We start from the raw sequence: 19,865 nt of genomic DNA on the forward strand, positions 1-19,865 counted from the left end.
CACTTTTACTGACTGATGCGTCAGTCGAAGAAAGTAAGTCGCGGCCGACTCCGCCGGGAGGGCGGACAGGGCGTCCGGGAGCCTTGACAGCCCCGAAGCCGCTCCTGCATCGTCGTTCAGCAGCAGCTCCCCGCAGGGCGTTCCCAGGGCCGTTCCCTGCCGGACGCCGAGACCCGACTGCCGAGGTCGGCTCCCTCCTCCTTCCCGTCGCCTCCGTACGCCCCGGCGCCCCTGCCCGCCGGCCGGGACGGAGGACGGGATCCCCGCCGCAAGGCCCATCCGCCGGGAGGCCCATCCATGAACGTCCACCCCGGAACCGAGCCGTACGACGTCGTCGTCGTCGGCCTGGGCGGGCTCGGGTCCGCCGCCGCCTGGCACCTCGCCGCGGCGGGGCACCGGGTGCTCGGGATCGAACAGTTCGAGCTGGGGCACGACCGCGGCGCGTCGCACGACACGTCACGCATCCTGCGCCACAGCTACCACCGTCCCGACTACGTGCGCCTGACCAAGGACGCCTACGCGGACTGGGCCCATCTGGAACGGAGTGCGGGCCGGACGTTCGTCACACGGACCGGCGGCCTCGACCTGTGCCCCGAGGGCTCGGCCATTCCTCTCGACGACTACCGGGACAGCCTCTCGGCCGAGGGCATCGGATACGACCTGCTCGGCACCGACGACATCCGGGCCCGTTGGCCGCAGATCTCCGTTCCCGACGGCACGACCGGCCTCTTCCAGGACCGCACCTCGATCGTCCCGGCGGCCCATTCGACCGCCACCATGCAGGAACTGGCCACGCAGGCGGGCGCCCGGCTGCTCGACCGGACGACGGTCACCGCGGTCCGCCAGGGAGCGAGGGGCGTCGAGGTGGAGACGGACCGGGGCGGATTCGGCGCCGGGCACGTCGTCCTGTGCACCGACGCCTGGGCCAACACCCTGCTGGGACCGCTCGGGTGGGGGATCCCCCTCACCACCCTGGAGGAGCAGGTCACCTACTTCGCGCCGGAGTCCCCCGCCCGCTTCGGCCCGGAGGCCTTCCCCGTCTGGATCTGGCTCGACGACCCCTCGTACTACGGCTTCCCCTGCTACGGGGAAGCCACCGTCAAGGCAGGGCGGGACTGCGGCGGCCCCGAGGTGACGCCGGACCGGCGCTCCGGCCTCACCGACCCCGCCATGCTCGCCGAACTGTCCGGCTTCATGCGTGAGCGGTTCCCCGGCAGCGGCCGGCCCGTGCGCTCCAAGCGCTGCCTCTACACCCTGACCCCGGACCGCGACTTCGTACTCGGACCGGTTCCGGGCGCGGAACGCGTCCTGGTCGGCCTCGGCGCCGCACACGCCTTCAAGTTCGCCCCGACCATCGGCCGGATGCTGTCCGAGCTCGTCGCCGACCCCGCGCTCGCGGGCACCGAGCCGTACAGCGCCTTCCGGCTTGACCGGCCCGCCCTCACCGACCGGGGCCACCCGGTCAACTGGATGACCTGACCGCCGGACCGCGTCCCGCACCTGCCCCGAAGTACGCACGCGCCGCCCGGCGGGTGCCCGTGAAGGACGGAAGCCATGACAACGACCTCCCCGCACCCCTCCCGCACCACGTCCCCGCCCCATCTGGAGGTGACCTGGACCGACCCGGTCACCGGCCGCAAGGGGTACGTCGTCATCGACCGGCTGGTCCGGGGCGTGGCCAGCGGCGGCCTGCGGATGCGCGAGGGCTGCACCCTCGACGAGGTCCGCGGCCTGGCCGCCGGGATGACCCGTAAGGAAGCCCTCCACTACGACCCCGGCAACCGCTACATCCCCCTCGGCGGCGCGAAGGGCGGCATCGACTGCAGCCCGCACGACCCGGCGGCCGACGCCGTGCTCGGTCGGTTCCTGGAAGCCGTGGGGGCCCTGCTCAAGCATCACTGGACCACCGGTGAGGACCTCGGACTGCGGCAGGACACCCTGGACCGGGTCCTCGCCGGCCTCGGCGTGGAGAGCTCCGTCGAGGCGGTCTATCCGCTGCTGGAGGACCCCGCCGGGGCCCGCAGACGGCTCGCCGACGCGTTCGCCGTCGACGTGGACGGCATCCCCCTCCCCGACCTCGTCGGCGGGCTCGGCGTCGCCGAGTCCGCGCTCACCGCCCTCGACCGGCTCGGGATCCCCCGCACGTCGGCCCGCGCGGTGGTCCAGGGCTTCGGCTCCATGGGCGGAGCCACCGCCCGCTACCTCGCCCGCGCCGGTGTGCGCGTGGTCGCCCTCGTCGACGCGCTCGGCGTGGTCGCCAACCCCGACGGGTTGGACGTCGAAGAGCTGCTGCGCACCCGTGACGCCCTGGGCGGCATCGACCGGTCCCGGCTGCGCCCCGGCGACACCGAGGCGGACGGTGACACCTGGCTCGACGTCGAGTGCGAGGTCCTCGTCCCGGCCGCGGTCTCCTACTGCGTCCATCCCCGGGACCAGGCGCGGATCACGGCGCGGGTGATCGCCGAGGCGGCGAACATGCCGGTCCTGCCGGAGGCCGAGGCCGCCCTGCACGCGCGCGGCGTCCTGGTGCTGCCCGACTTTGTCGCCAACTCCGCCACCAACGCCTGGTGGTGGTGGACCCTGTTCGGCGACATCGGCGCGGACGCGACCGAGGCGGAACGCAAGGTGCGGGATGCGATGCGGCGCCTGACCTCGGACATGCTCGTCCGCGCCGAGAACCTCGGCATCACGCCCCGCGAGGCCGCGCTCGTGGTGGTCGACCGCAGACTCGCCGCCATCGAAGAGAGGTTCGGCGGGCCCGGGGCCCACGCCGCCGCCCGTCGGGAAGGGAGCCGTCCGTGACCGAGCGCACCGATGTCGTCGTGGTCGGCGGCGGGCTCATGGGAGCGGCCACCGCGTGGGCCGCCGCCCGCCGCGGCCTCTCCGTCCTGCTGCTGGAGCGGTTCCGCCCGGGGCACGCCCGGGGCAGCTCGCACGGCAGCGCGCGCATCGTACGGCGGGGCTACGAGGACGCCCTCTACACGGAGTTGACCGGACGGGCCTTCGAGCTCTGGCGGGAACTGGAGCTCGACGCCGGCACCCCGCTGCTGCGGCTGCTCGGCAGCGTGGACTTCGGCAAGCGGGCCTACGCGGAATCGGTGGCCGGGCGCCTCGCCGACGCCGGGGTGCCGCACGAGGTGCTCGACGCCCGGGAGGCGGAAGGACGCTGGCCCGGCATGCGCTTCGAGGGGCCCGTCGTCCACCACGCGCAGGGCGGCACGGTCGACGCCGCCGCGGCGGTCGCCGCGTTCACCGAGGGGGCCGTCCGGCGCGGAGCCGTGATCCGTCACGAGGCCGCCGTGACCGCGCTGGTCCCGGAGGCCGACGGGGCCCGTGTCCTGCTCGCGGACGGCGGCGACGTACGCGCCGGGACCGTGGTCGTCGCCGCCGGGGGATGGACCGCGGGACTGCTCGACGGGCACCTCGCGCTGCCGCCGCTGACCGTCACCCAGCAGGAGACGTTCCACTTCCGCCGGCTCGACCCGGCCGCGGCCGCCTGGCCGAGCGTGCTCCACGAGCACGGGGGCGGGATCTACCACCTCGCGGGAGGCCGGGACGGCGGCCCGGGCGACGACCGGAAGATCGGCGAGCACTACGCGGGCCGCCGGACCACCGCCGAGGACCGCGACGGGGTGGTCTCCGAGGCGGCCCGGGCCCGGGTCGTGGACTACGTACGGGAGTGGCTGCCCGGCCTCGACCCGGCTCCGCGGGGCGAGACCACCTGTCTGTTCACCTTCACCCCGAGCGAGGACTTCCTCCTCGACCGGTCCGGGCCGTTCGTGGTCTGCTCCCCATGTTCGGGACACGGCGCGAAGTTCGCCCCGCTCATCGGCGAACTGGCCGCCGACCTGGTCACGGGAGCCGGTGGGACACCCGCCCCGTTCCGGCTGGCCGCCCACCTCCCGGGACCGCGCGCCACCCGGCCGGCGTCCTGACATGGCAGTCAGTACGGCGGGTAGGGTGTCCCTCGTGGCACGCAAACAGGTGGTCTTGCGCCGGGAAGAGATCCTCGACGCGACGGTCGAACAGATCAACCGGCGCGGCATCGCGACGACCCGGGTGGCCGACGTCGCGACGGCACTCGGGGTGAGCAGCGGGCTGCTCCACTACCACTTCGCGACCAAGGAACTCCTGATCGAGGCGGCCTTCACCCACGCCGCCCGGCGGGAGATGGAGAGTCTGCGCAGCGTCGTCGGCCGGTCGGGGTCCGCGGTGACCCGGCTGAAGTCGTTGCTGCGGCTGTACCTGCCCACCGGGCAGGCGGCCGACTGGCGGCTGTGGATCGACGGCTGGTCGGCCGGCATGCGGGACCCCGGACTCCACGACGTGATGCGCACCATGGACGAGGAGTGGAAGGCCTCGCTCACCGAGCTGATCCGGGACGGCGTGGAACGGGGGGAGTTCCACTGCACCGACCCCCGGACCGCGACCTGGCGGATCACCCTGTTCCTGGACGGCATCGCGGTCCAGCTGGTCGCCCGCCACGGCGCCCTGCAGAAGGCGGAGGCCGCGGGCTGGGTGCGGGAGCACGTGGCCGGCCAGCTCGGGATCGAGGCGTCCGCTCTGGAGCCGGGGCGCTCCGCCGCCTCGGCATCGGCCCGATCCTGACGGCGGACGCCGTCTGGTGACAGCGGGCGCCGTCTCGTGATAGCGGCGCCGTCTTGGGCGGCGGGCGCCGGCCGCCACGAGCGGACGGCGTCTTCGACCACCGGCCGGGCGGGCCGGCCTCCTCTTCGGCTCTTCCGTGCCTCGGCCCACCCGGTCTCCCACCGTTCGCCATGGACCTGGCACGCCCTTCTGTATTGACTGACGAATCAGTCAGAATCTAGGCTTACCGCATCTCGCCCGGCACGTCCCGCGCCCCGTCCTCGCACGGCCGTACTCGTCCAGGGGGACACCGTGACCGCATCCCCGCCCCGCCCGGCCGTTCCCTCTGCCGCGGCGCGCCGCAGCCGCCGCGTCGCCATCGCGGCGCTGACCTGCGCCACCGCCGTCTGGGGCTGGAGTTATCTGGCGACGGCCTGGCTGCTCCCCGAGACGGGGACGGCGAGCCTCGTCGCCGTCCGCTTCGTCCTCGCCGGCCTGGTCATGGTGGCCGCGCGGCCCCGCGCGGTGTTCTCGCTCGGTCGGCGCCACACCCTGGCCGGGCTGGGACTTGCGGTCTTCCTGGCCTCCGGCACCCTGCTTCAGATCGAGGGGCAGCACCACCTGCCGGCCTCCCAGTCCGGCTTCCTGGTCTCGCTGTTCGTCGTCCTCACCCCGTTGGCCGGCAGGGCCCTCTTCGGGACCCGGGTGTCCGCGGGGGTCTGGGGCGGGGTGGCCGCCGCGACGGTCGGCCTGGCCGTGATCTCGTTCGACGGAGTGTCGCCGGGGGTGGGGAGTTGGCTCACCCTGGCCGCGGCCGGATCGTACGCGGTGCAGGTCGCGTTGCTGTCGGAGTACGCGGCGCCGGACAAGGTCTACGGTCTGGCCGCGCTCCAGATCCTCGGCACCGGAGCGATCGCCGCGGTCTGGGCCGTCCCCTCCGGCATCGACCTGCCGGACACCGGGGCGGGCTGGGGCTGGCTGGCGTACTCCACCCTGCTCGCGACGCTCGGCATGTACGCCGTGCAGACCTGGGCGCAGTCCCGGATCGACGCCGCGGGCGCCGCCGTCGTCCTGGCCTGTGAGCCGCTGTTCGTGGCGGCGTTCAGTCTCGCCGTCGGGATCCCGCCGACGTACCGGACGCTCCTCGGGGGCGCCCTGATCATGCTGGCCATGTACCTGGTCATCTCCGCGGACCGGCCCGGAGCGCGGGAGCCGGCGACCGCCTCCGACTAGAAGGCGGTCGCCGACAGTGGAGGGGACGTTCGACCGCGGCCCGCGCCCGTCTCCCCCGCGCTCGCCCGTCGCTCCGAGGTCATCACTCCGACGGCGTCAGGGTGTCCTTGACGACCTGGCCGCCCTTCATCACGAAGCGGACGTCGGTGAACGCGGCCAGGTCCTCCGGCGGTCCCGCGACGGCGATCAGGTCGGCGTACTTGCCCGGGGTGACCGAGCCGATGCGGTCCTCCCACCCCAGGCACTCGGCGCCGCTGAGCGTGGCCGCGCGGAGCACCTCCAGGGCCGTCATGCCGTGGGCGGCCATGGTGGCGAGCTGACGGGTCTGCATTCCGTGCGGGAAGCCGCCGGCGTCGGACCCGAACCCGATCCGGACCCCGGCCCGGACGGCCCGCGCGAACGCCTCGCGCTGGGCCAGGGTCGCGTGGTCGTTCTTCTCCCGCGCCTCCTGGTCGAAGCCGGCGTCGGCGGCGTGGTCGGCCAGCCAGTCGCTCCACCAGATGTCCGCCGACAGGTAGGTGCCGTGCCGGAGCATCAGCTCGATGCCCTCGTCGTCCAGGTAGCAGCCGTGCTCGACGGAGCGGGCCCCGGCCCTGACGGCGCGTTTGATGCCCTCCGTCCCGTGGGCGTGGACGGCGACGTGGGCGCCGTAGTGGCCCGCCTCCTCCACCGCCGCCCGGATCTGCGCCTCCGTCAGTTCGGGAGCGCCGGGGACGGTCCCCGCTGCCATGACGGCGCCGGTGCCGATCAGCTTGATGAGGTCGGCGCCGTGATGCAGGATCTCGCGGACCCGCTCGCGCACGTCGTCGACGTCGCGCACGGAGCCGAAGCGGAACTCCTTGGGCAACGTGATGTCGGGGGCCAGACCGGTGATCATGCCTCCGCCGGTGGAGACGGTGACATAGGCGCCCGCGACCGCCATGCGGGGCCCCGGCACCGTCCCGTTGTCGATGGCGTCCCGCAGGGCCACGTCGACGAACGCCCGGAAGGTGCCGAGGTCGCGGACGGTGGTGAAGCCGGCGAGGAGGGTGTCCCGGGCGTGGCCGATCGACTCGAACGCCTGCTGCGCGGCGCTCTGCCGGAGCTCGTGCACGGGGTCCCCGCAGGCGGCGATCCCGACGAGGTGGGTGTGCAGGTCGACGAGGCCGGGACAGAGCGTCGCGTCCCCGAGGTCGAAAACCCGCACGCCTTCGGGGACCGGCGCGGTGCCGGGGAGGACCGCGGCGATCCGGTCGCCGTCCACCAGCACGACGCGGTCGTCGAGGACCTCGCCGGCGACGACGTCGACCAGCCGGGCACACCGCAGGGCGATCGTCATGTCCTTCGCGCTCCTCTGTTCCGGGGTGGGGTTCGGGCCCGGGGCGCCACGGGGGCGCCCCGGGAGCGGAGTCACTGCTCCAGTACGGCCATGGCGGCGTTGTGACCGGGGATGCCGCTGACGCCTCCGCCGCGCACCGCGCCCGCACCGCAGAGCAGCACGTTCTCATGGGCGGTCTCCACGCCCCAGCGGCCGGTGGACCGCGACTCGTCCAGGAAGGGGAAGGCCAGGGACCGGTGGAAGATGTTGCCGCGGGGCAGCCGCAGCTCGTTCTCCAGGTCGATCGGGGTCTTGGCCTCGATGCAGGGGCGGCCGTCCTCGTCCATGGCGAGGCACTCGGTGACCGGCTCGTCGAGCACGGAGTCCAGTTCGGCGAGAGCCGCCTTGAGCAGGGTCTCCCGCTTGCCGGCGTTGTCCTCGTCGAACAGACGGGCCGGCACGTGGAGTCCGAACATCGTCAGCGTCTGGTAGCCGCGCGCGACGAGTTCGGGCGAGAGGATCGTCGGGTCGGTGAGCGAGTGGCAGTAGATCTCGGAGGGGGGCGCCGAGGGCAGCACGCCCGAGGCGGCCTGCCGGTAGGCGGTGTCCAGCTGCGCGTACCCCTCGGAGATGTGGAACGTGCCGGAGAACGCCTCGCGGGGGTCGACGGAGGTGTCCTTGAGCCGGGGCAGGCGGCGCAGCAGCATGTTGACCTTCAGCTGGGCGCCCTCGGCGCGCTCGGCCGGCGGTTCGTCGCCGACGAGGGCGGCGAGCGCCTCGGGCGAGGCGTTCACCAGGACCTTGCGGGCGGCGACGCTGCCCTCCCCGGCCGCCGTGCGGTAGGCGACCTCGGTATACGGGGCACCGGGGGCGATGCTCAGCGCCTCGTGTCCGGTGACGATCTCGGCGCCGGCCTCGCGGACGGCGCCCGCGAGGGCGTCGGTGAAGGCGCCCATGCCGCCGATCGGGACGTCCCAGTCACCGGTGCCGCCGCCGATGATGTGGTAGAGGAAGCAGATGTTCTGGGCGAGGGACGCGTCGTGGGCGTCGGTGAACGTGCCGATGAGACCGTCGGTGAGGACGACCCCGCGGACCAGGTCGTCCCGGAAGCGCTCCTCCAGGGCCACGCCCAGCGGCTGCTCGAAGAGCATGTTCCAGGTGGCGTCGTCACCGATCCGGGCGCGCAGCGCCTCGCGGGTGGGCAGCGGCTCGGTGAGCGTCGGGAAGACCTTGCGGGCGACGTCGCCGGTCGTGGCGTAGAACGCGCGCCAGGCCTCGTACTCGGTGTCGGAGCCGGTGAGGGCCCGGAACGAGGCGCGGGTGCGCTCCTCGCCCCCGCCGACGAACAGCCCGGTGGCCCGGCCGTCGCGGACGGTGGGCGTGTAGGAGGAGACCGACCGCTTGCGGACCGCGAACCGCAGGCCGAGGTCGTCGACGATCTTCGACGGCAGCAGGGAGACGAGGTAGGAGTAGCGGGACAGCCGCGCGTCCACTCCGGCGAACGCCCGCGTCGAGACGGCGGCGCCGCCCGTGACGTCGAGGCGTTCGAGGACGAGGACGGAGCGCCCGGCCCGGGCCAGATAGGCGGCGGCGACGAGGCCGTTGTGGCCGCCACCGACGATGACGACGTCGTAGACGTCCTTGGAGATTCCGGCGTGTGCAGTCATGACTCTTGGTAGCACTCTCCCGTCTTGCATCGCAAGGGTTCCATGGTGATTTACTGACTGACTAACCAGTCAAGAACTAGCCCTGGATAATCTTGGGCTGGATATCATTTGAGCAGCTCAAGGGCCTACGCATCGCAGGTGCGTGGGCCACCCTGCAGGGATCGAATCTTCTCCACGCGCCGCACTCGATCTGACTGATTCAGCAGTCAACGTCGAGCCGCTTCCCGATGCGCCGGCGGCGGGGCGAGTCGGCCGGTACCGCGCCCAGCAGCCGCTGGGTGTACGCATGCCCGGGGCTGTCGGTGATCTCCTCGGCGGTACCCCGCTCCACGACCCGGCCGCGCAGCAGGACGTCGACCTCGTCGCTGATCCTGCGGACCACGTCGAGGTCGTGCGTGATGAAGAGGTAGGACAGCCCCCGCCGCCGCTGGAGGTCCAGCAACAGGTTCAGGATCTGCGCCTGGACGGAGACGTCCAGCGCGGAGGTGGGCTCGTCGCAGATGACCAGTTCGGGATCGGTGGCCAGAGCACGGGCGATGCAGACGCGCTGCCGCTGGCCGCCCGAGAAACGGTGCGGCCACGCTTCGGGCGGAACCCCCTCCATCCCCACGGCGTCGAGCAGTTCACGCACCCGGGCGGCTCGGTCCGCCCGGTGGAGGCCGTGGGCCCGCAGCGGTTCGGCCACGGCCTCGCCGATGGTCATGCGCGGGTCGATCGACTCGTAGGGGTCCTGGAAGACCATGCCCACACTGCGGCGGAAGGCCTTGCGGGCGCGGCGCCCGCGCACCGGCTCGCCGCGGAAACGGACGGTGCCGGCGTCGGCCCGCTCGAGGCCGACGACGATCCGCGCCAGGGTGGACTTCCCGGAGCCGGACTCCCCCACGATGCTGACCGTGCGGCCCGCCTCGATACGCAGATCGACCGCGTCGAGGGCAGTGAAACGGCCGTACCGCTTCGTGATGCCGGTCGCTTCCAGCAGGGGCGCTTCCGGGCCCGTCCTCGGCGCCGCGGTCATCGTCCGTCCTCCAGTCGGTGGCAGGCGGCCACGTGATCCGCGGCGAGCCCTTCGAGCCGGGGGACTTCGACCCCACAACGGGCCTCGGCCTCGGGACATCGGGGGTGGAAGGGGCAGCCTTCCGGTACCCCTCCGGTGGGAGGGCTGCCGGCGATGGTCGTATAGGGCTCCTTCGGGGCCGCGTCACGACCGCTGCGGAAGCACTCCAAGAGTGCCCGCGTGTAGGGGTGCCGCGCCCCCTCGAAGAGACCGAGCACGTCGGTGTGCTCCACGAGCCGCCCGCCGTAGAGCACGGCGACGTGGTCCGCGATCTCCGCCACCACCGACATGTCATGGGTGATCCAGACGACGGTGAGGCCGTACTCACGCTGGAGCCGGCTCACCAGGCCGAGGATCTCCGCCTGCACCGTCACGTCCAGCGCGGTGGTCGGCTCGTCGGCGATGAGGAGCTGGGGGTGGAAGGCGAGCGCCATCGCGATGATGACGCGCTGGCGCATGCCGCCGGAGAGCGCGTGCGGGTACAGGCGGGCCACCCGGTCGGGGTCCGGGATGCCGACGTCGGCGAGGGCGCGCTGGGAGAGTTCGGCGGCTTCGGCGCGGGACGCGCCGCAACGGACCTGATGCACCTCGGCGATCTGGCGCCCCACCCGGACGACCGGGTTCAGCGCGGCGGAGGCGTCCTGGGCCAGGTAGGCGGCGGTCCGGCCGCGGGCCTCGCGCAGGGCCCGGCCGCCCAGCGCGGTCAGGTCGACGTCGCCGACCCGCACCGAGCCGGCGGTGATCCGGGCCCCGGCGGGGAGGAGCCGGCCGGTGGCCAGGGCGAGCGTCGACTTGCCGGATCCCGACTCTCCGACCAGGGCGGTGGTGGTGCCCGCCGGTACGTGCAAGGACACGTCCCGGAGGGCGGTGTGGTCGCCGTAGGCGACGCTGAGGCCGTCGATGCCGACGTCGCTGCCGAGGCGGCGCGCGGGGGTCTGTGCGGGAGGGGCGGTCATGGCGTCTCCGAGGCGGCACGGGGGTCGATGGCGGTCCTGACGAGGTCCACCAGCAGGTTCGCCGTCACGACGAGGGTCGAGGCGACGATGACCGTGCCGGTGAGGAGCGGGCGGTCGAGTTCGGCGAACGCGGTGGTCTGGAGCTGGCCGATGCCCGGCCAGCCGAAGATCGTCTCGACGAAGACGACACCGGAGAGGAACACCGCCACGTCCATGCCGAGCAGGGTGACCACCGGTGAGGCCGTGTTGCGCACGACGTGGCGCAGGACGATCCTGCGGCGGCTGAGCCCCTTGGAGACGGCGGTGCGCACATAGGCCGAGGCGAGGGCCTCCCGTGTGCTGTCGCGCACGACGTTGGCGTAGTAGGGGGCGCCCAGGACGCCGAGGGTCAGGGCCGGCAGCACGAGCTGGGCGGGCCCGGCGCCCCCGTCGATGGGGAAGAGCGGCCAGTGGTATCCGAAGAGGAGCAGCAGCAGGAAGCCCAGGGAGAACACCGGCATCGACAGCAGGCCGACGTTGACGGTGGCCAGGAGCCAGCTGCGCCGGGGCCGCAAGGCCTCCCACAGGCCCCACAGTCCGCCGATGACGACCTCGACGACGACGGCCGCGGCGGCGAGGAGGGTGGTGGCGGGGAGGCGTTCGAGGACGAGGGAGAGGACGGGTCGGTCGGTGGCGTACGAGGTGCCCAGGTCGCCCCTGGCCACCGAGCCCAGGTAGTGGCCGAGCTGCGACCACAGCGGGTCGTCGAGGTGCAGCCGGGCGCGGATCTCCGCGAGGACCTCCGGCCCTGCCTTGGGCCCGGCGATGCTGCGGGCGGGGTCGCCCGGGACGACGTACTGGAGGACGAAGGTGAGCAGGACCACCGCGAGGACGGTGAACAGGCCCAGGAGGATGCGTATGCCTATGCGTCGAGCCATGAGCGGCGCTCCGAGAGGGGATTGCGGCGGTTGAGCCCTTCGGCGATCAGGACGAAGGCGAGGACGGTCGCGATGACCAGGACCAGGGGGACGAACAGGGTGTGCGGGGCGTAGGTCATGCTCGCGGAGCCGTCCGCCAGCATGTTGCCGATCTCCGGGGTGGGCGGCTGGATGCCCGCCCCGAGGTAGGAGAGTCCGGCGCCGACGATGACGACGGCCGCCCCGTTGAGCGCCGCGACGTTGAGCAGGGCGGTGGACAGGTGGGGCAGGACGTGGCGGCGCAGCGTGGCGGGGCGGCTGACGCCGTGGGCCAGGGCCGCCTCCACGTACCCGCGGCCGCGCAGCCGTGTCGTCTCGCCGTGGACCAGGCGGGCGGTCCAGGCCCAGTAGAGCGCGGTGACGACGATGATGATGCCGGTGGTGCCGCGGCCGACGATGCTCGCCAGCGCGAGCCCGGAGAGCACGGTGGGCACGGACAGGAAGACGTCGACCACGCGCATCAGGCACTGCTCGACCCAGCCGCGGTAGAAGCCGGCGACGAGCCCGACCGCGGCGCCCAGGCCGACGGAGGTGAGGTTGGCGACCAGGGCGATGGTCAGGGTGGCGCGCAGTCCGTGGAGGGAGCGGGCGAGCATGTCCCGGCCGATCGCGTCGGTCCCCAGCGGGTGACCGGGTGTGCCCACCCCGCTGGGCAGACCCGCCGCGGTGAGGCTGTCGGTGTGGAGGGTGTAGGGCGACCCGGCGAGCGGGGCGAGGAGGGCGAGAAGGGCGAGGGCGCCGAAGAGGGAGAGCCCGGCGAGCCAGAGCGGCCGTCCCCCCTTGCGGGCCGGGCCGCTCGGGGCGTCCGGCCGGCCGGGGAGCGGGGCGGGCGCGGAGGCCGGTCCGATGGCGACGGGTGCGGTCATCGTCCCACCCACAGCCGGTCGTAGTAGGTGCCGGTCTCTCCGCGCATCCGGTAGTTGCGCAGGTGCGGGGCGCGGGCGGCGAGGAAGTTCATGCTGCCGACGTAGACCCCCGCGGCGTCGCGGACCAGTTCCTCCTCGACCTCGGCGAGCAGTGCGTTGGCCTCCTCCGGGGTGCGGCCCTTGCGCGCCCGGGCGGTGAGTTCGTCCACCCGTGCGTTGGCGTAGCCGGTGTAGTTGTAGGCGGCGGAGGAGGTGAAGTTGGAACTCACGAGTTCCAGGGCGCTGTTGAGCGTGAGGTAGAGGTGGGTGCCGTAGAGGTCGCCCTCTCCGCGCGCGGTGGCGTCCTCGAAGGCGGACTGGCTCATGCCGTTCAGTTCGATCTCCACTCCCACCGCGTCGAGCTGTTGCTGGAGGACCTGTCCGAGCAGGGGCCACGGGTCCTGGGTGCCGTGCAGGAACTCCAGGCGGAGTCTGCGTATCCCCGCCCGGTCCAGGAGTTCGCGCGCGCGGCCGGGGTCATGGCCGTAGGGTTGCGCGGTCCGCCGGTAGCGGTCGAGGGCCTTCGGGAACGGACTGCCCCAGGGGTCGGAGAGCCCGAAGTTCAGGCGCATCAACTGCTCCCGGTCGACGGCCCAGTTCAGGGCCTGCCGGACGCGGGGGTCCTTGAGCTCCCGGCGCTTGTGGTTGACGGAGAGCCACTGGGTGCCGCGGACCGGGATCTGCTGTACGTACTTCTCCCGTACGGCGGGGTCGGCGGTGAAGCGGGCCGCCTGGCTGGCGACCAGGCCTTCGCCGAGGACGTCGACCCGGCCGCCGGAGAGCTGGAGGGTCTGGAGGGGGTAGTCGATGCCCCACCGGTACTCCACCCGGTCGAGGAGCGGTGTGCCGCGCCAGAAGTATCCGTCGAAGGGCTCGAACACGGCCCGCTTCGCCTTGCTGTCGTAGCGGGTGATGCGCATCGGCCCGGTGCCGACGGGGGTGCGGCCGAAACCCGTGCCGAGCCGTCGGATCTCCTCGGCGGGCAGGGCCGCGGTGTACGGCATGCAGAGCAGTGCGGGGAAGAGGACGTCGGGCTCGGCGAGTCGGATCTGCAGGGTGTGCGGGTCTCGGGCCCGCAGCCCGGTGACGGTGCGGGCCTTGCGTTCGGACACCGCCTGGGCGCCTTCTATGCCGAGGAGGTAGCTCGCGGCCCAGGACTCCAGGGCGGGGTCGAGCAGTCGGGTCCGGGTGTAGACGTAGTCCTGGGCGGTCACCGGGCGCCCGTTGTGGAAGCGGACGTCGGGCCGCAGGCGGACGGTGTAGGAGCGGCCGTCACCGGAGACCTCAGGTGGCGCGGCCGCCGCGTTCGGGGCTGGGCCACCGGACTGTCCGGCGTACTGGTAGAGCGGGGCGTACAGGAGGGTCGAGATCGCCTCCCAGCTGTGCAGGTCCCAGCCGACCGCCGGGTCGTAGGACTGCGCCTCGTCGGACCAGGCGGTGATCACCCGACCGCCCCGGCGGGACCCGGCCGGGTCCCCCGGTCCGGGGGCCCACGCCGGCACGTCGGCCGGTGGTCCGGGGCGCGCGGGCGGTGGGTCGCCCGCGCAGCCGGTGAGCAGGAGGGCCGCGGTTCCGACGGCGCCGGCGGCGAGGACCTGCCGCCGGTCCGGTCCGGGATGGTGTGGTCCGGTCATGGGTGTCCTCTCAGGGTGGCCCCGTACGGGGTGACCGGTGGGCGGGAAGGGGTTCGGCGGGGAGGGACTCGCCCGGCGTGCGCCGTCACCACTGGATGGTCTTGAGCTCGGTGTACTCGTGGAGCCCGTGCACGCCCAGCTCGCGGCCGACGCCGGACTGCTTGTAGCCGCCGGTCGGTGCGAGAACGCTGAACTGCCCGTCGTTCACGGTGACCAGTCCGGTGCGCATCCGCCGGGCGAAGTCCTCGGCCCGTCGTGCGTCGGCGCACCACACCGCTCCGGCCAGTCCGTAGACCGAGTCGTTGGCGATGCGGACGGCCTCGGCCTCGTCGCGGTACGGCAGGAGGCAGACCACGGGGCCGAAGATCTCCTCCCGGGCGACGGTCATGTCGGGGGTGACGTCGGCGAAGACCGTGGGCAGGACCCAGTGCCCGGCCTCCAGTCCTTCGGGGACGCGGTCCGCGGACGCCTTTCCTCCGGCGACGAGACGGGCGCCCTCCGCGATGCCGGTGTCGATGTACGCGAGCACGTCGGCGTACTGCCGGGAGGTGGCGACGGGGCCGAGGTGGTCGCCGGGGAGTGCCGGGTCGCCGAGGGTCAGGCGGGCGGCCTCCTGCGCGGCCAGGGAGACGGTCTCGGCGTACAGCCTCTCGGGGACGAGGACGCGGGTGCAGGCGGTGCAGGTCTGGCCCGCGTTGGCGAAGGCGTCGGCGAGGGCGGTGCGGACCGCGGCGGGCAGGTCCGCGACCGTCGGCCCGTCGGGGTCGTCGGCGAGGATCACCCGGGCGGACTTGCCGCCCAGTTCGAGTCCGACGCGTTTGACCGTGGCCGCCGCGTCGGCCGCGACCGTCCGGCCGGCCTCCGTGGAGCCGGTGAACGAGACCGCGTCCACGTCGGGGTGGGTCGTCAGCGCCTTGCCGACGACCGCGCCGGAGCCTGTGACCACGTTGAAGACACCGCCCGGCACGCCTGCCTCGGCGCAGGCGGCCTCGAAGACCTCGGCGAGCCGGTAGGCGTTGAGGGGTGCGTCGCTGCTGGGCTTGAGGACGAGGGTGCATCCGGCGGCGAGCGCCGCGGCGGCCTTGGCCGCGATGAGGTAGAGCGGATAGTTCCAGGGGGTGATGGCCGCGACGACTCCCACCGGTTCGCGGACGATCTGGGAGCTGCCGATCCGTTCCTCCCAGGCGAGCCCGTCCAGGAGCTCGGCGTACGAGGCGAAGACGTCGGCGGCGAGTCGTGTCTGCACCAGGCGGGCGCTGTCGACGGGTGCGCCCATCTCGGCGCTGATCAGCGCCGCGAACTGGTCCTCGTCCTTCCTGATGCCCTCCGCGACGGCGGTCAGCAGCCGCTGCCGGGTGCCGGTGCCGGAGGCGGACCAGGCCGGGAACGCCTGCCGGGCGGCGGCGACCGCCGCGTCCACGTCCTCGGCCGTACCGTCGGGTACGCAGCCCACCGAGTCGCGGCCGGCGGGGTCGCGGACCAGCACACAGGGCCCGTCGAGGCCTGCGGCGGGGACGTGCCAGGCGCCGCCGATCCAGAAGTGCCGGCGCTCCTCATGGGCGCGTGCACTGGTGGCGTGGATGACCGGATGACCCATGGTCGTGCTCCTCACGGACGCCTGGGGTTCGGTGGAGGCCGCACCCCGGAGCCGAAAGACGAGGGGGTGTCTGGCTGGTTCCGAACGTAGGCCTCTACTGATTCGCGAGTCAATAGAGGGTGCGCGAAATACTGACGCGCGGATCAGCTTCCGGTTGACTGAGAACGCCCGACAGGGCGGACGCGAGACTGCGGCCCTCGTCCGCGGAACGGAGGGGCGGTCGGATCGCTCCGGGACGCGTGCTCGGGGTGCGGGAGGGCTCGGGGTGCGGGAGGGCTCGGGGTGCGGGAGGGCTCGGCGGAGCCGTGGGAAGCCGATGCCGAGACGTCGGGCAGCCGGAGAGTCAGTTTGAGCTGTGGTCTACGAGGAGGTGGGATCGCACCAGGTCGATGAACTCATCGGAAGCCTCCACATTCACCAGGTGTCCCTTGCCCGGCAGTACGTGTAGGACGGCAGAGGATACGGAACGAACGAGGGCCTCAGCATCCTCCACGGTGGCGAGCCGATCCTCGCCGCCGGCGATCACGAGGGTGGGAGCCGTGATGGCGGGCAGGCCGCTGGTGGCGTCGAACGACCGCTGGGCCAGGTAGAGCTTGCGCCAGTCATCGAGGGACTGCACTTCGGGCTCGTCATCGGGGTAGTGCAGGAAAACGTCGTTGGCAGGGTCGGCGAGGAAGTCTGCCGAGAACAGCCATGGGCAGATGAGGTCGAACATCTGCTTGGGCGTGGCTCCGCCTTCGTACACGTCCAGGACCGCGTCGAGGAACATCCGGGACTGCCGGTTCATGACCGCGAAGGTGGAGGCGAGGACAAGCCGCCGGAGCATGGCCGGATGTCTGAGAGCGAACGCCTGGGCGACCAGACCCCCCATCGAGAAACCCAGCACGTGGGCGGAGACAAGCTGCTGGTCCGCGAGGACGGCGGCGACATCGTCGGCGAGGTCGTCCATGGTGTGACCGTCCCGCGCAGCGGGTGTCCGGCCGGATCCACGCAGGTCGATCGACACCACCCGGAATCGGTCTGCCAGAGCGGTCCGCTCCGCCTCCCAGAACGAGACGTCACCACCCAACCCGTGGAGGAGCACCAGCGGCTCCCCCTCTCCTTCTGCGGTCCAATGGACCGGCCCGGACGATGTCTGCGTGAACGGCATCGGCGCTACTCCTGCTTCGCGTGTGGTGTCGGTCCGAAGCAGTCATTCTCCGTGGGGATCGCGGCATGAGGCCCAGGGATCACCCCTAGTCTTCGAGCGGGGCAGCAGCAGTGGGCCATGGCGGCTGGGCGCATGTGGCGGGGGTGAACTATGGTGTCCCACCACATACGCCCCTGACCTGCGACTTCCTACGGTGTGGCGACACCGAAACGTCCCCGCACCTGCTTGAAGTGGTGCACATGGCCGCCGCAACACCCTCCCCGACGCCACCGAACTTCCCGCCCTGAAAACTGCTGCGCTGACTGCACAGGGACGAGGAGACGGCTGCACGGCGCTGGACCGGCCGGTCCGACTCGGGGCGCCGTACGCCTCCGGCGGGTCAGCCGCGGAGGTGTACGGCGAGGGTGGCGAGCCAGGCGCCGGGGGTGAAGGGTGCCGGCGGTTCGACCTCCGCGCCGAGCGTCACCAGCGCGAGGGCCAGGCCGTCCTCGTCGAGGCCCAGGGCGAGGAGATCGTGCAACTCCCCCGTCAGCTGGGCGACGAGCCCTGTGTCGGTGCCCTCCAGGTAGTCGGCGAGCGCGGCCTGGTGGTCGCCGAACTCGTCCGGCAGGTCCTGCGTGAACCAGCCGCCGACCAGTTGGGCCAGCTCGGGGAAGCGGGCCCGCCACTCCCACGGCGTCGTGGGCGCGGCAGGCGGTGGCGCCTGGCCGGTCGCCAGGCTCTCGTCGAGCCGGTCGGCGAGGCCCGTCAGCCAGTCCCGGATCTCCTCCGGCGGCAGCCCCACGTCGGGCAGCCGGTAGTACTCGCCGAGCCGCTGCCGCAGCCGCCCCGGCGGATTGGCGGCGTAGACGCGTAGCTGCTCGGCCGCGACGGCGATGGCCCAGGGCCGGGTGCGCCAGGTCTGCCGCAGATAGCCGGCCACCGCCTCGGGGGCGTGCGGACCAAGGCCCAGGTGGGCGCGGACGACCTGGTCGAGCTCGCCGTACTTGCGGTCGTGCTCGGCGGGGTTCAGGGACACACAGGCCTCTTACAGGTCGATGGGCAGCGAGGAGTGCACGGTGAAGGGGTACGCGCCGGGCTCGCCGGGCACGATCCTGCGGAGCACGACCCGGGCGGCGCGCACCGGGATCGGTTCCTGGCCGGCCAGCGCCATCCCGGTGGTGAGCAGCGTGCCCACCGGGTCGGGGCGGGTGGGCCAGGCGGCCTCGATCACGAGCCGCTGCCGGGTGGACTGGGCGAGCCAGCGGTGGATGACCTGCTCGTTCAACGCGATCACCTGCTGGGTGGCCCATTGGGCGGTCACCCGGTCCGGGTACGTCGCGGCGCGGTCGGCGCGGGCCGGGACGGGTGACGCGGGGGGTATGGGAGGTGCGGGAGGCGTCGTCATGTCAGGCCCCGCCCCAGCCGCGCAGCGTGGCTCGCTGGGCGGTGGTGTAGTTGGCCTGCCCGGTGGTGACGACGGCGTGCAGCCACTTCTGCGCGGCCTGCAGGTCCTCCATCTGCCTGTCCCAGCGGTCGAGTTCGTCCACGAACACCTCGCGGGCCTCTCCCTCCCAGGCGAGGACGACCGGCACCGTGCGGTCGTACAGCGCGCCCAGTCGCTCGTTGAGCTTCTTCACGATGTCCTCGAGGTCGCCTGCGATCTCTCGCAGCGCGACCACGTCGACGGATATCGAGCCGTCTTCGTTCACGCTTCCCCCTGCCTCACGTCTGTTTCAGGTACGCGTTCAGATGTGGTTGATCTTGCTGGTCGGCGCCGCTCCACCGGCCGGGCCCGCGCTCGATCCCTCGCCGGACAGTTCGCGTACCTCGGCGTCGATGTCGACCTTCCCCATCTCGGCCCGGAACCCCCGCAGGACGTCCAGCTCCTGGCGCGTGAACCCGTCCCGGCTCATCCGGACGGCGTTCGCAAGCACGCCCAGGATCTCCCGGACCCGCACGGCGTCGGCCCCGGCCTCGCGGTGCAGCTTCCGGTACTCCGTCGCCGCCTCACTGCGCCACCGCGCCTCGGCCCGGTCCACGAGCGCGTCCATCCGGCGCACCACCCCGTCGATGTGCGTCCGCATGGCGTCCAGGTCGTCGGCGAGACGCTTCAGGTCCTCGTCCGACACGGCGAGGGTCGGCTCGATGGGCATGGCGGGTGGCTCCTTCCAGGGTCGGGTGGGTCAGTGCTGCTCGGCGAAGTGGACGTGGACGGCGTCGAGGAGGAGGCGGACGCGTGCGTGGGTCACGTACGGCATGACGGTGGCGAAAGCCGCGTCCAACTCGGCTGGTGTGCGGAACAGGTACAGGATGCGCTGCAGCTCGCCGGCGAGGTTGCCGAGTCGCTCATGGCAGTCCTCCGGGTGCTCGCTGTTCAGGATCTCCTCCAGAGCCTCGTCCACGTCGTCGTACTCCCCCGAGAACATCGACGAGAGGAAGTGCTCTGTCTGCGCGAAGCGTCCGCGCGCCTCCCAGAAGGAGAGCGGCAATTCTGTCATGTCCGGGTAGGAGCGGAGCTGGCGTTCGCGGAGGAGCGCGGCCAGTGAACGCAGGAAGTCCGCCGGTGGATCGTCACCGGCCGCGCGCGCCAGCCTCTGGCGATACACGGCGGGCCTTGCCTCGAACGCCTCCGTGCCGACCTCGTCGGCGAGGAGGTCGAGCAGCGAGGCCAACGCCACCAGTGGCATCACGTCGGAGATCGCGCGGGAGTCCTGCAGGAACCGGGACAGCCGCTGGAGTTCGTCCTCCAGCGGCGCGGCCCCCGGGTTGCGCGAGGAGGCAGCGACGTCCAGCAGGAGCCCCACCGCGCCCTGGGTGAGGAACTCTTCGTGTCTTGTGGTCACATGG

Annotated in this window: 19 protein-coding genes; 5 read left to right on the top strand and 14 right to left on the bottom strand. The window is 72.6% G+C overall.

Features of this window, described 5'->3' with window-relative positions:
• Nucleotides 1-297: 297 nt before the first annotated feature.
• The 5 genes from solA (at nt 298) to ACFZBD_RS08900 (ending at nt 5,820) form a co-directional block, all read left to right on the top strand.
• A complete protein-coding gene (gene solA, locus ACFZBD_RS08880) occupies nt 298-1,479 on the top strand; it encodes an N-methyl-L-tryptophan oxidase (protein WP_391137853.1) in 1,182 nt (393 codons plus the stop codon).
• 75 nt (nt 1,480-1,554) lie between these two features.
• Nucleotides 1,555-2,802 (top strand): Glu/Leu/Phe/Val dehydrogenase dimerization domain-containing protein, encoded by a 1,248-nt coding sequence (locus ACFZBD_RS08885; RefSeq protein WP_391137856.1) that lies wholly within the window; start codon nt 1,555-1,557, stop codon nt 2,800-2,802.
• Nucleotides 2,799-3,935, top strand: coding sequence for an FAD-dependent oxidoreductase (locus tag ACFZBD_RS08890; RefSeq protein ID WP_391137859.1), 1,137 nt, complete (start codon nt 2,799-2,801; stop codon nt 3,933-3,935). The genes ACFZBD_RS08885 and ACFZBD_RS08890 overlap by 4 nt, the downstream gene beginning before the upstream one ends.
• Before the next feature lie 34 nt (nt 3,936-3,969).
• Nucleotides 3,970-4,608 carry a TetR family transcriptional regulator C-terminal domain-containing protein gene (locus tag ACFZBD_RS08895; protein ID WP_391137862.1) on the top strand — a complete coding sequence of 213 codons (639 nt, stop codon included), beginning with the start codon at nt 3,970-3,972 and terminating at the stop codon, nt 4,606-4,608.
• Between the two features lie 291 nt (nt 4,609-4,899).
• Entirely contained in the window at nt 4,900-5,820 is a 921-nt protein-coding gene (locus tag ACFZBD_RS08900) for an EamA family transporter (protein WP_391137866.1), read from the top strand.
• 82 nt (nt 5,821-5,902) lie between these two features.
• On the opposite strand, the gene ACFZBD_RS08905 is transcribed toward ACFZBD_RS08900, so the two are convergent.
• The 14 genes from ACFZBD_RS08905 to ACFZBD_RS08970 form a co-directional block, all read right to left on the bottom strand.
• Nucleotides 5,903-7,138, bottom strand: a complete 1,236-nt coding sequence (locus ACFZBD_RS08905; RefSeq protein ID WP_391137869.1) for an amidohydrolase family protein — start codon at nt 7,136-7,138, stop codon at nt 5,903-5,905.
• 71 nt (nt 7,139-7,209) lie between these two features.
• On the bottom strand, nt 7,210-8,784 hold the full coding sequence (locus ACFZBD_RS08910; protein WP_391137872.1) for an NAD(P)-binding protein: 1,575 nt from the start codon (nt 8,782-8,784) through the stop codon (nt 7,210-7,212).
• Nucleotides 8,785-8,983: 199 nt separating this feature from the next.
• Nucleotides 8,984-9,799 carry an ATP-binding cassette domain-containing protein gene (locus ACFZBD_RS08915; RefSeq protein ID WP_391137875.1) on the bottom strand — a complete coding sequence of 272 codons (816 nt, stop codon included), beginning with the start codon at nt 9,797-9,799 and terminating at the stop codon, nt 8,984-8,986.
• Entirely contained in the window at nt 9,796-10,794 is a 999-nt protein-coding gene (locus tag ACFZBD_RS08920; protein ID WP_391137879.1) for an oligopeptide/dipeptide ABC transporter ATP-binding protein, read from the bottom strand. Before ACFZBD_RS08920 ends, ACFZBD_RS08915 begins: the two co-directional genes overlap by 4 nt.
• Nucleotides 10,791-11,711 carry an ABC transporter permease subunit gene (locus tag ACFZBD_RS08925; protein ID WP_391137882.1) on the bottom strand — a complete coding sequence of 307 codons (921 nt, stop codon included), beginning with the start codon at nt 11,709-11,711 and terminating at the stop codon, nt 10,791-10,793. Before ACFZBD_RS08925 ends, ACFZBD_RS08920 begins: the two co-directional genes overlap by 4 nt.
• The gene (locus tag ACFZBD_RS08930) at nt 11,696-12,616 is read right to left on the bottom strand and encodes an ABC transporter permease subunit (RefSeq protein ID WP_391137885.1); all 921 of its coding nucleotides are present in this window, start codon (nt 12,614-12,616) and stop codon (nt 11,696-11,698) included. Before ACFZBD_RS08930 ends, ACFZBD_RS08925 begins: the two co-directional genes overlap by 16 nt.
• Nucleotides 12,613-14,289: an ABC transporter substrate-binding protein gene (locus tag ACFZBD_RS08935; protein WP_391137888.1), complete on the bottom strand. Its 1,677-nt coding sequence runs from the start codon at nt 14,287-14,289 to the stop codon at nt 12,613-12,615. The genes ACFZBD_RS08930 and ACFZBD_RS08935 overlap by 4 nt, the downstream gene beginning before the upstream one ends.
• Before the next feature lie 85 nt (nt 14,290-14,374).
• Nucleotides 14,375-15,886: an aldehyde dehydrogenase family protein gene (locus tag ACFZBD_RS08940; RefSeq protein ID WP_391137891.1), complete on the bottom strand. Its 1,512-nt coding sequence runs from the start codon at nt 15,884-15,886 to the stop codon at nt 14,375-14,377.
• A 343-nt stretch (nt 15,887-16,229) separates the two neighbouring features.
• Nucleotides 16,230-17,036 (bottom strand): alpha/beta fold hydrolase, encoded by an 807-nt coding sequence (locus ACFZBD_RS08945; protein ID WP_391137894.1) that lies wholly within the window; start codon nt 17,034-17,036, stop codon nt 16,230-16,232.
• 379 nt (nt 17,037-17,415) lie between these two features.
• Nucleotides 17,416-18,054 carry a contact-dependent growth inhibition system immunity protein gene (locus ACFZBD_RS08950; protein WP_391137897.1) on the bottom strand — a complete coding sequence of 213 codons (639 nt, stop codon included), beginning with the start codon at nt 18,052-18,054 and terminating at the stop codon, nt 17,416-17,418.
• A 9-nt stretch (nt 18,055-18,063) separates the two neighbouring features.
• Nucleotides 18,064-18,423, bottom strand: a complete 360-nt coding sequence (locus tag ACFZBD_RS08955) for an RNase A-like domain-containing protein (protein WP_391137900.1) — start codon at nt 18,421-18,423, stop codon at nt 18,064-18,066.
• A gap of 1 nt (nt 18,424) precedes the next feature.
• Nucleotides 18,425-18,727: a WXG100 family type VII secretion target gene (locus tag ACFZBD_RS08960; RefSeq protein WP_391137903.1), complete on the bottom strand. Its 303-nt coding sequence runs from the start codon at nt 18,725-18,727 to the stop codon at nt 18,425-18,427.
• A 36-nt stretch (nt 18,728-18,763) separates the two neighbouring features.
• Nucleotides 18,764-19,171, bottom strand: a complete 408-nt coding sequence (locus ACFZBD_RS08965) for a WXG100 family type VII secretion target (RefSeq protein ID WP_391137906.1) — start codon at nt 19,169-19,171, stop codon at nt 18,764-18,766.
• A 30-nt stretch (nt 19,172-19,201) separates the two neighbouring features.
• A complete protein-coding gene (locus ACFZBD_RS08970) occupies nt 19,202-19,861 on the bottom strand; it encodes a hypothetical protein (protein WP_391137909.1) in 660 nt (219 codons plus the stop codon).
• Between the last annotated feature and the right edge of the window lie 4 nt (nt 19,862-19,865).

This window comes from Streptomyces sp. NPDC008121, assembly GCF_042957155.1.
GTDB lineage: Bacteria > Actinomycetota > Actinomycetes > Streptomycetales > Streptomycetaceae > Streptomyces.

Excerpts from the sequence above, each read along its gene's own strand:
- solA (WP_391137853.1), top strand. The coding sequence starts at position 298 with ATGAACGTCCACCCCGGAACCGAGCCGTACGACGTCGTCGTCGTCGGC.
- ACFZBD_RS08885 (WP_391137856.1), top strand. The coding sequence starts at position 1,555 with ATGACAACGACCTCCCCGCACCCCTCCCGCACCACGTCCCCGCCCCAT.
- ACFZBD_RS08905 (WP_391137869.1), bottom strand. The coding sequence starts at position 7,138 with ATGACGATCGCCCTGCGGTGTGCCCGGCTGGTCGACGTCGTCGCCGGC.
- ACFZBD_RS08910 (WP_391137872.1), bottom strand. The coding sequence starts at position 8,784 with ATGACTGCACACGCCGGAATCTCCAAGGACGTCTACGACGTCGTCATC.
- ACFZBD_RS08915 (WP_391137875.1), bottom strand. The coding sequence starts at position 9,799 with ATGACCGCGGCGCCGAGGACGGGCCCGGAAGCGCCCCTGCTGGAAGCG.
- ACFZBD_RS08920 (WP_391137879.1), bottom strand. The coding sequence starts at position 10,794 with ATGACCGCCCCTCCCGCACAGACCCCCGCGCGCCGCCTCGGCAGCGAC.
- ACFZBD_RS08925 (WP_391137882.1), bottom strand. The coding sequence starts at position 11,711 with ATGGCTCGACGCATAGGCATACGCATCCTCCTGGGCCTGTTCACCGTC.
- ACFZBD_RS08930 (WP_391137885.1), bottom strand. The coding sequence starts at position 12,616 with ATGACCGCACCCGTCGCCATCGGACCGGCCTCCGCGCCCGCCCCGCTC.
- ACFZBD_RS08935 (WP_391137888.1), bottom strand. The coding sequence starts at position 14,289 with ATGACCGGACCACACCATCCCGGACCGGACCGGCGGCAGGTCCTCGCC.
- ACFZBD_RS08940 (WP_391137891.1), bottom strand. The coding sequence starts at position 15,886 with ATGGGTCATCCGGTCATCCACGCCACCAGTGCACGCGCCCATGAGGAG.
- ACFZBD_RS08945 (WP_391137894.1), bottom strand. The coding sequence starts at position 17,036 with ATGCCGTTCACGCAGACATCGTCCGGGCCGGTCCATTGGACCGCAGAA.
- ACFZBD_RS08955 (WP_391137900.1), bottom strand. The coding sequence starts at position 18,423 with ATGACGACGCCTCCCGCACCTCCCATACCCCCCGCGTCACCCGTCCCG.
- ACFZBD_RS08965 (WP_391137906.1), bottom strand. The coding sequence starts at position 19,171 with ATGCCCATCGAGCCGACCCTCGCCGTGTCGGACGAGGACCTGAAGCGT.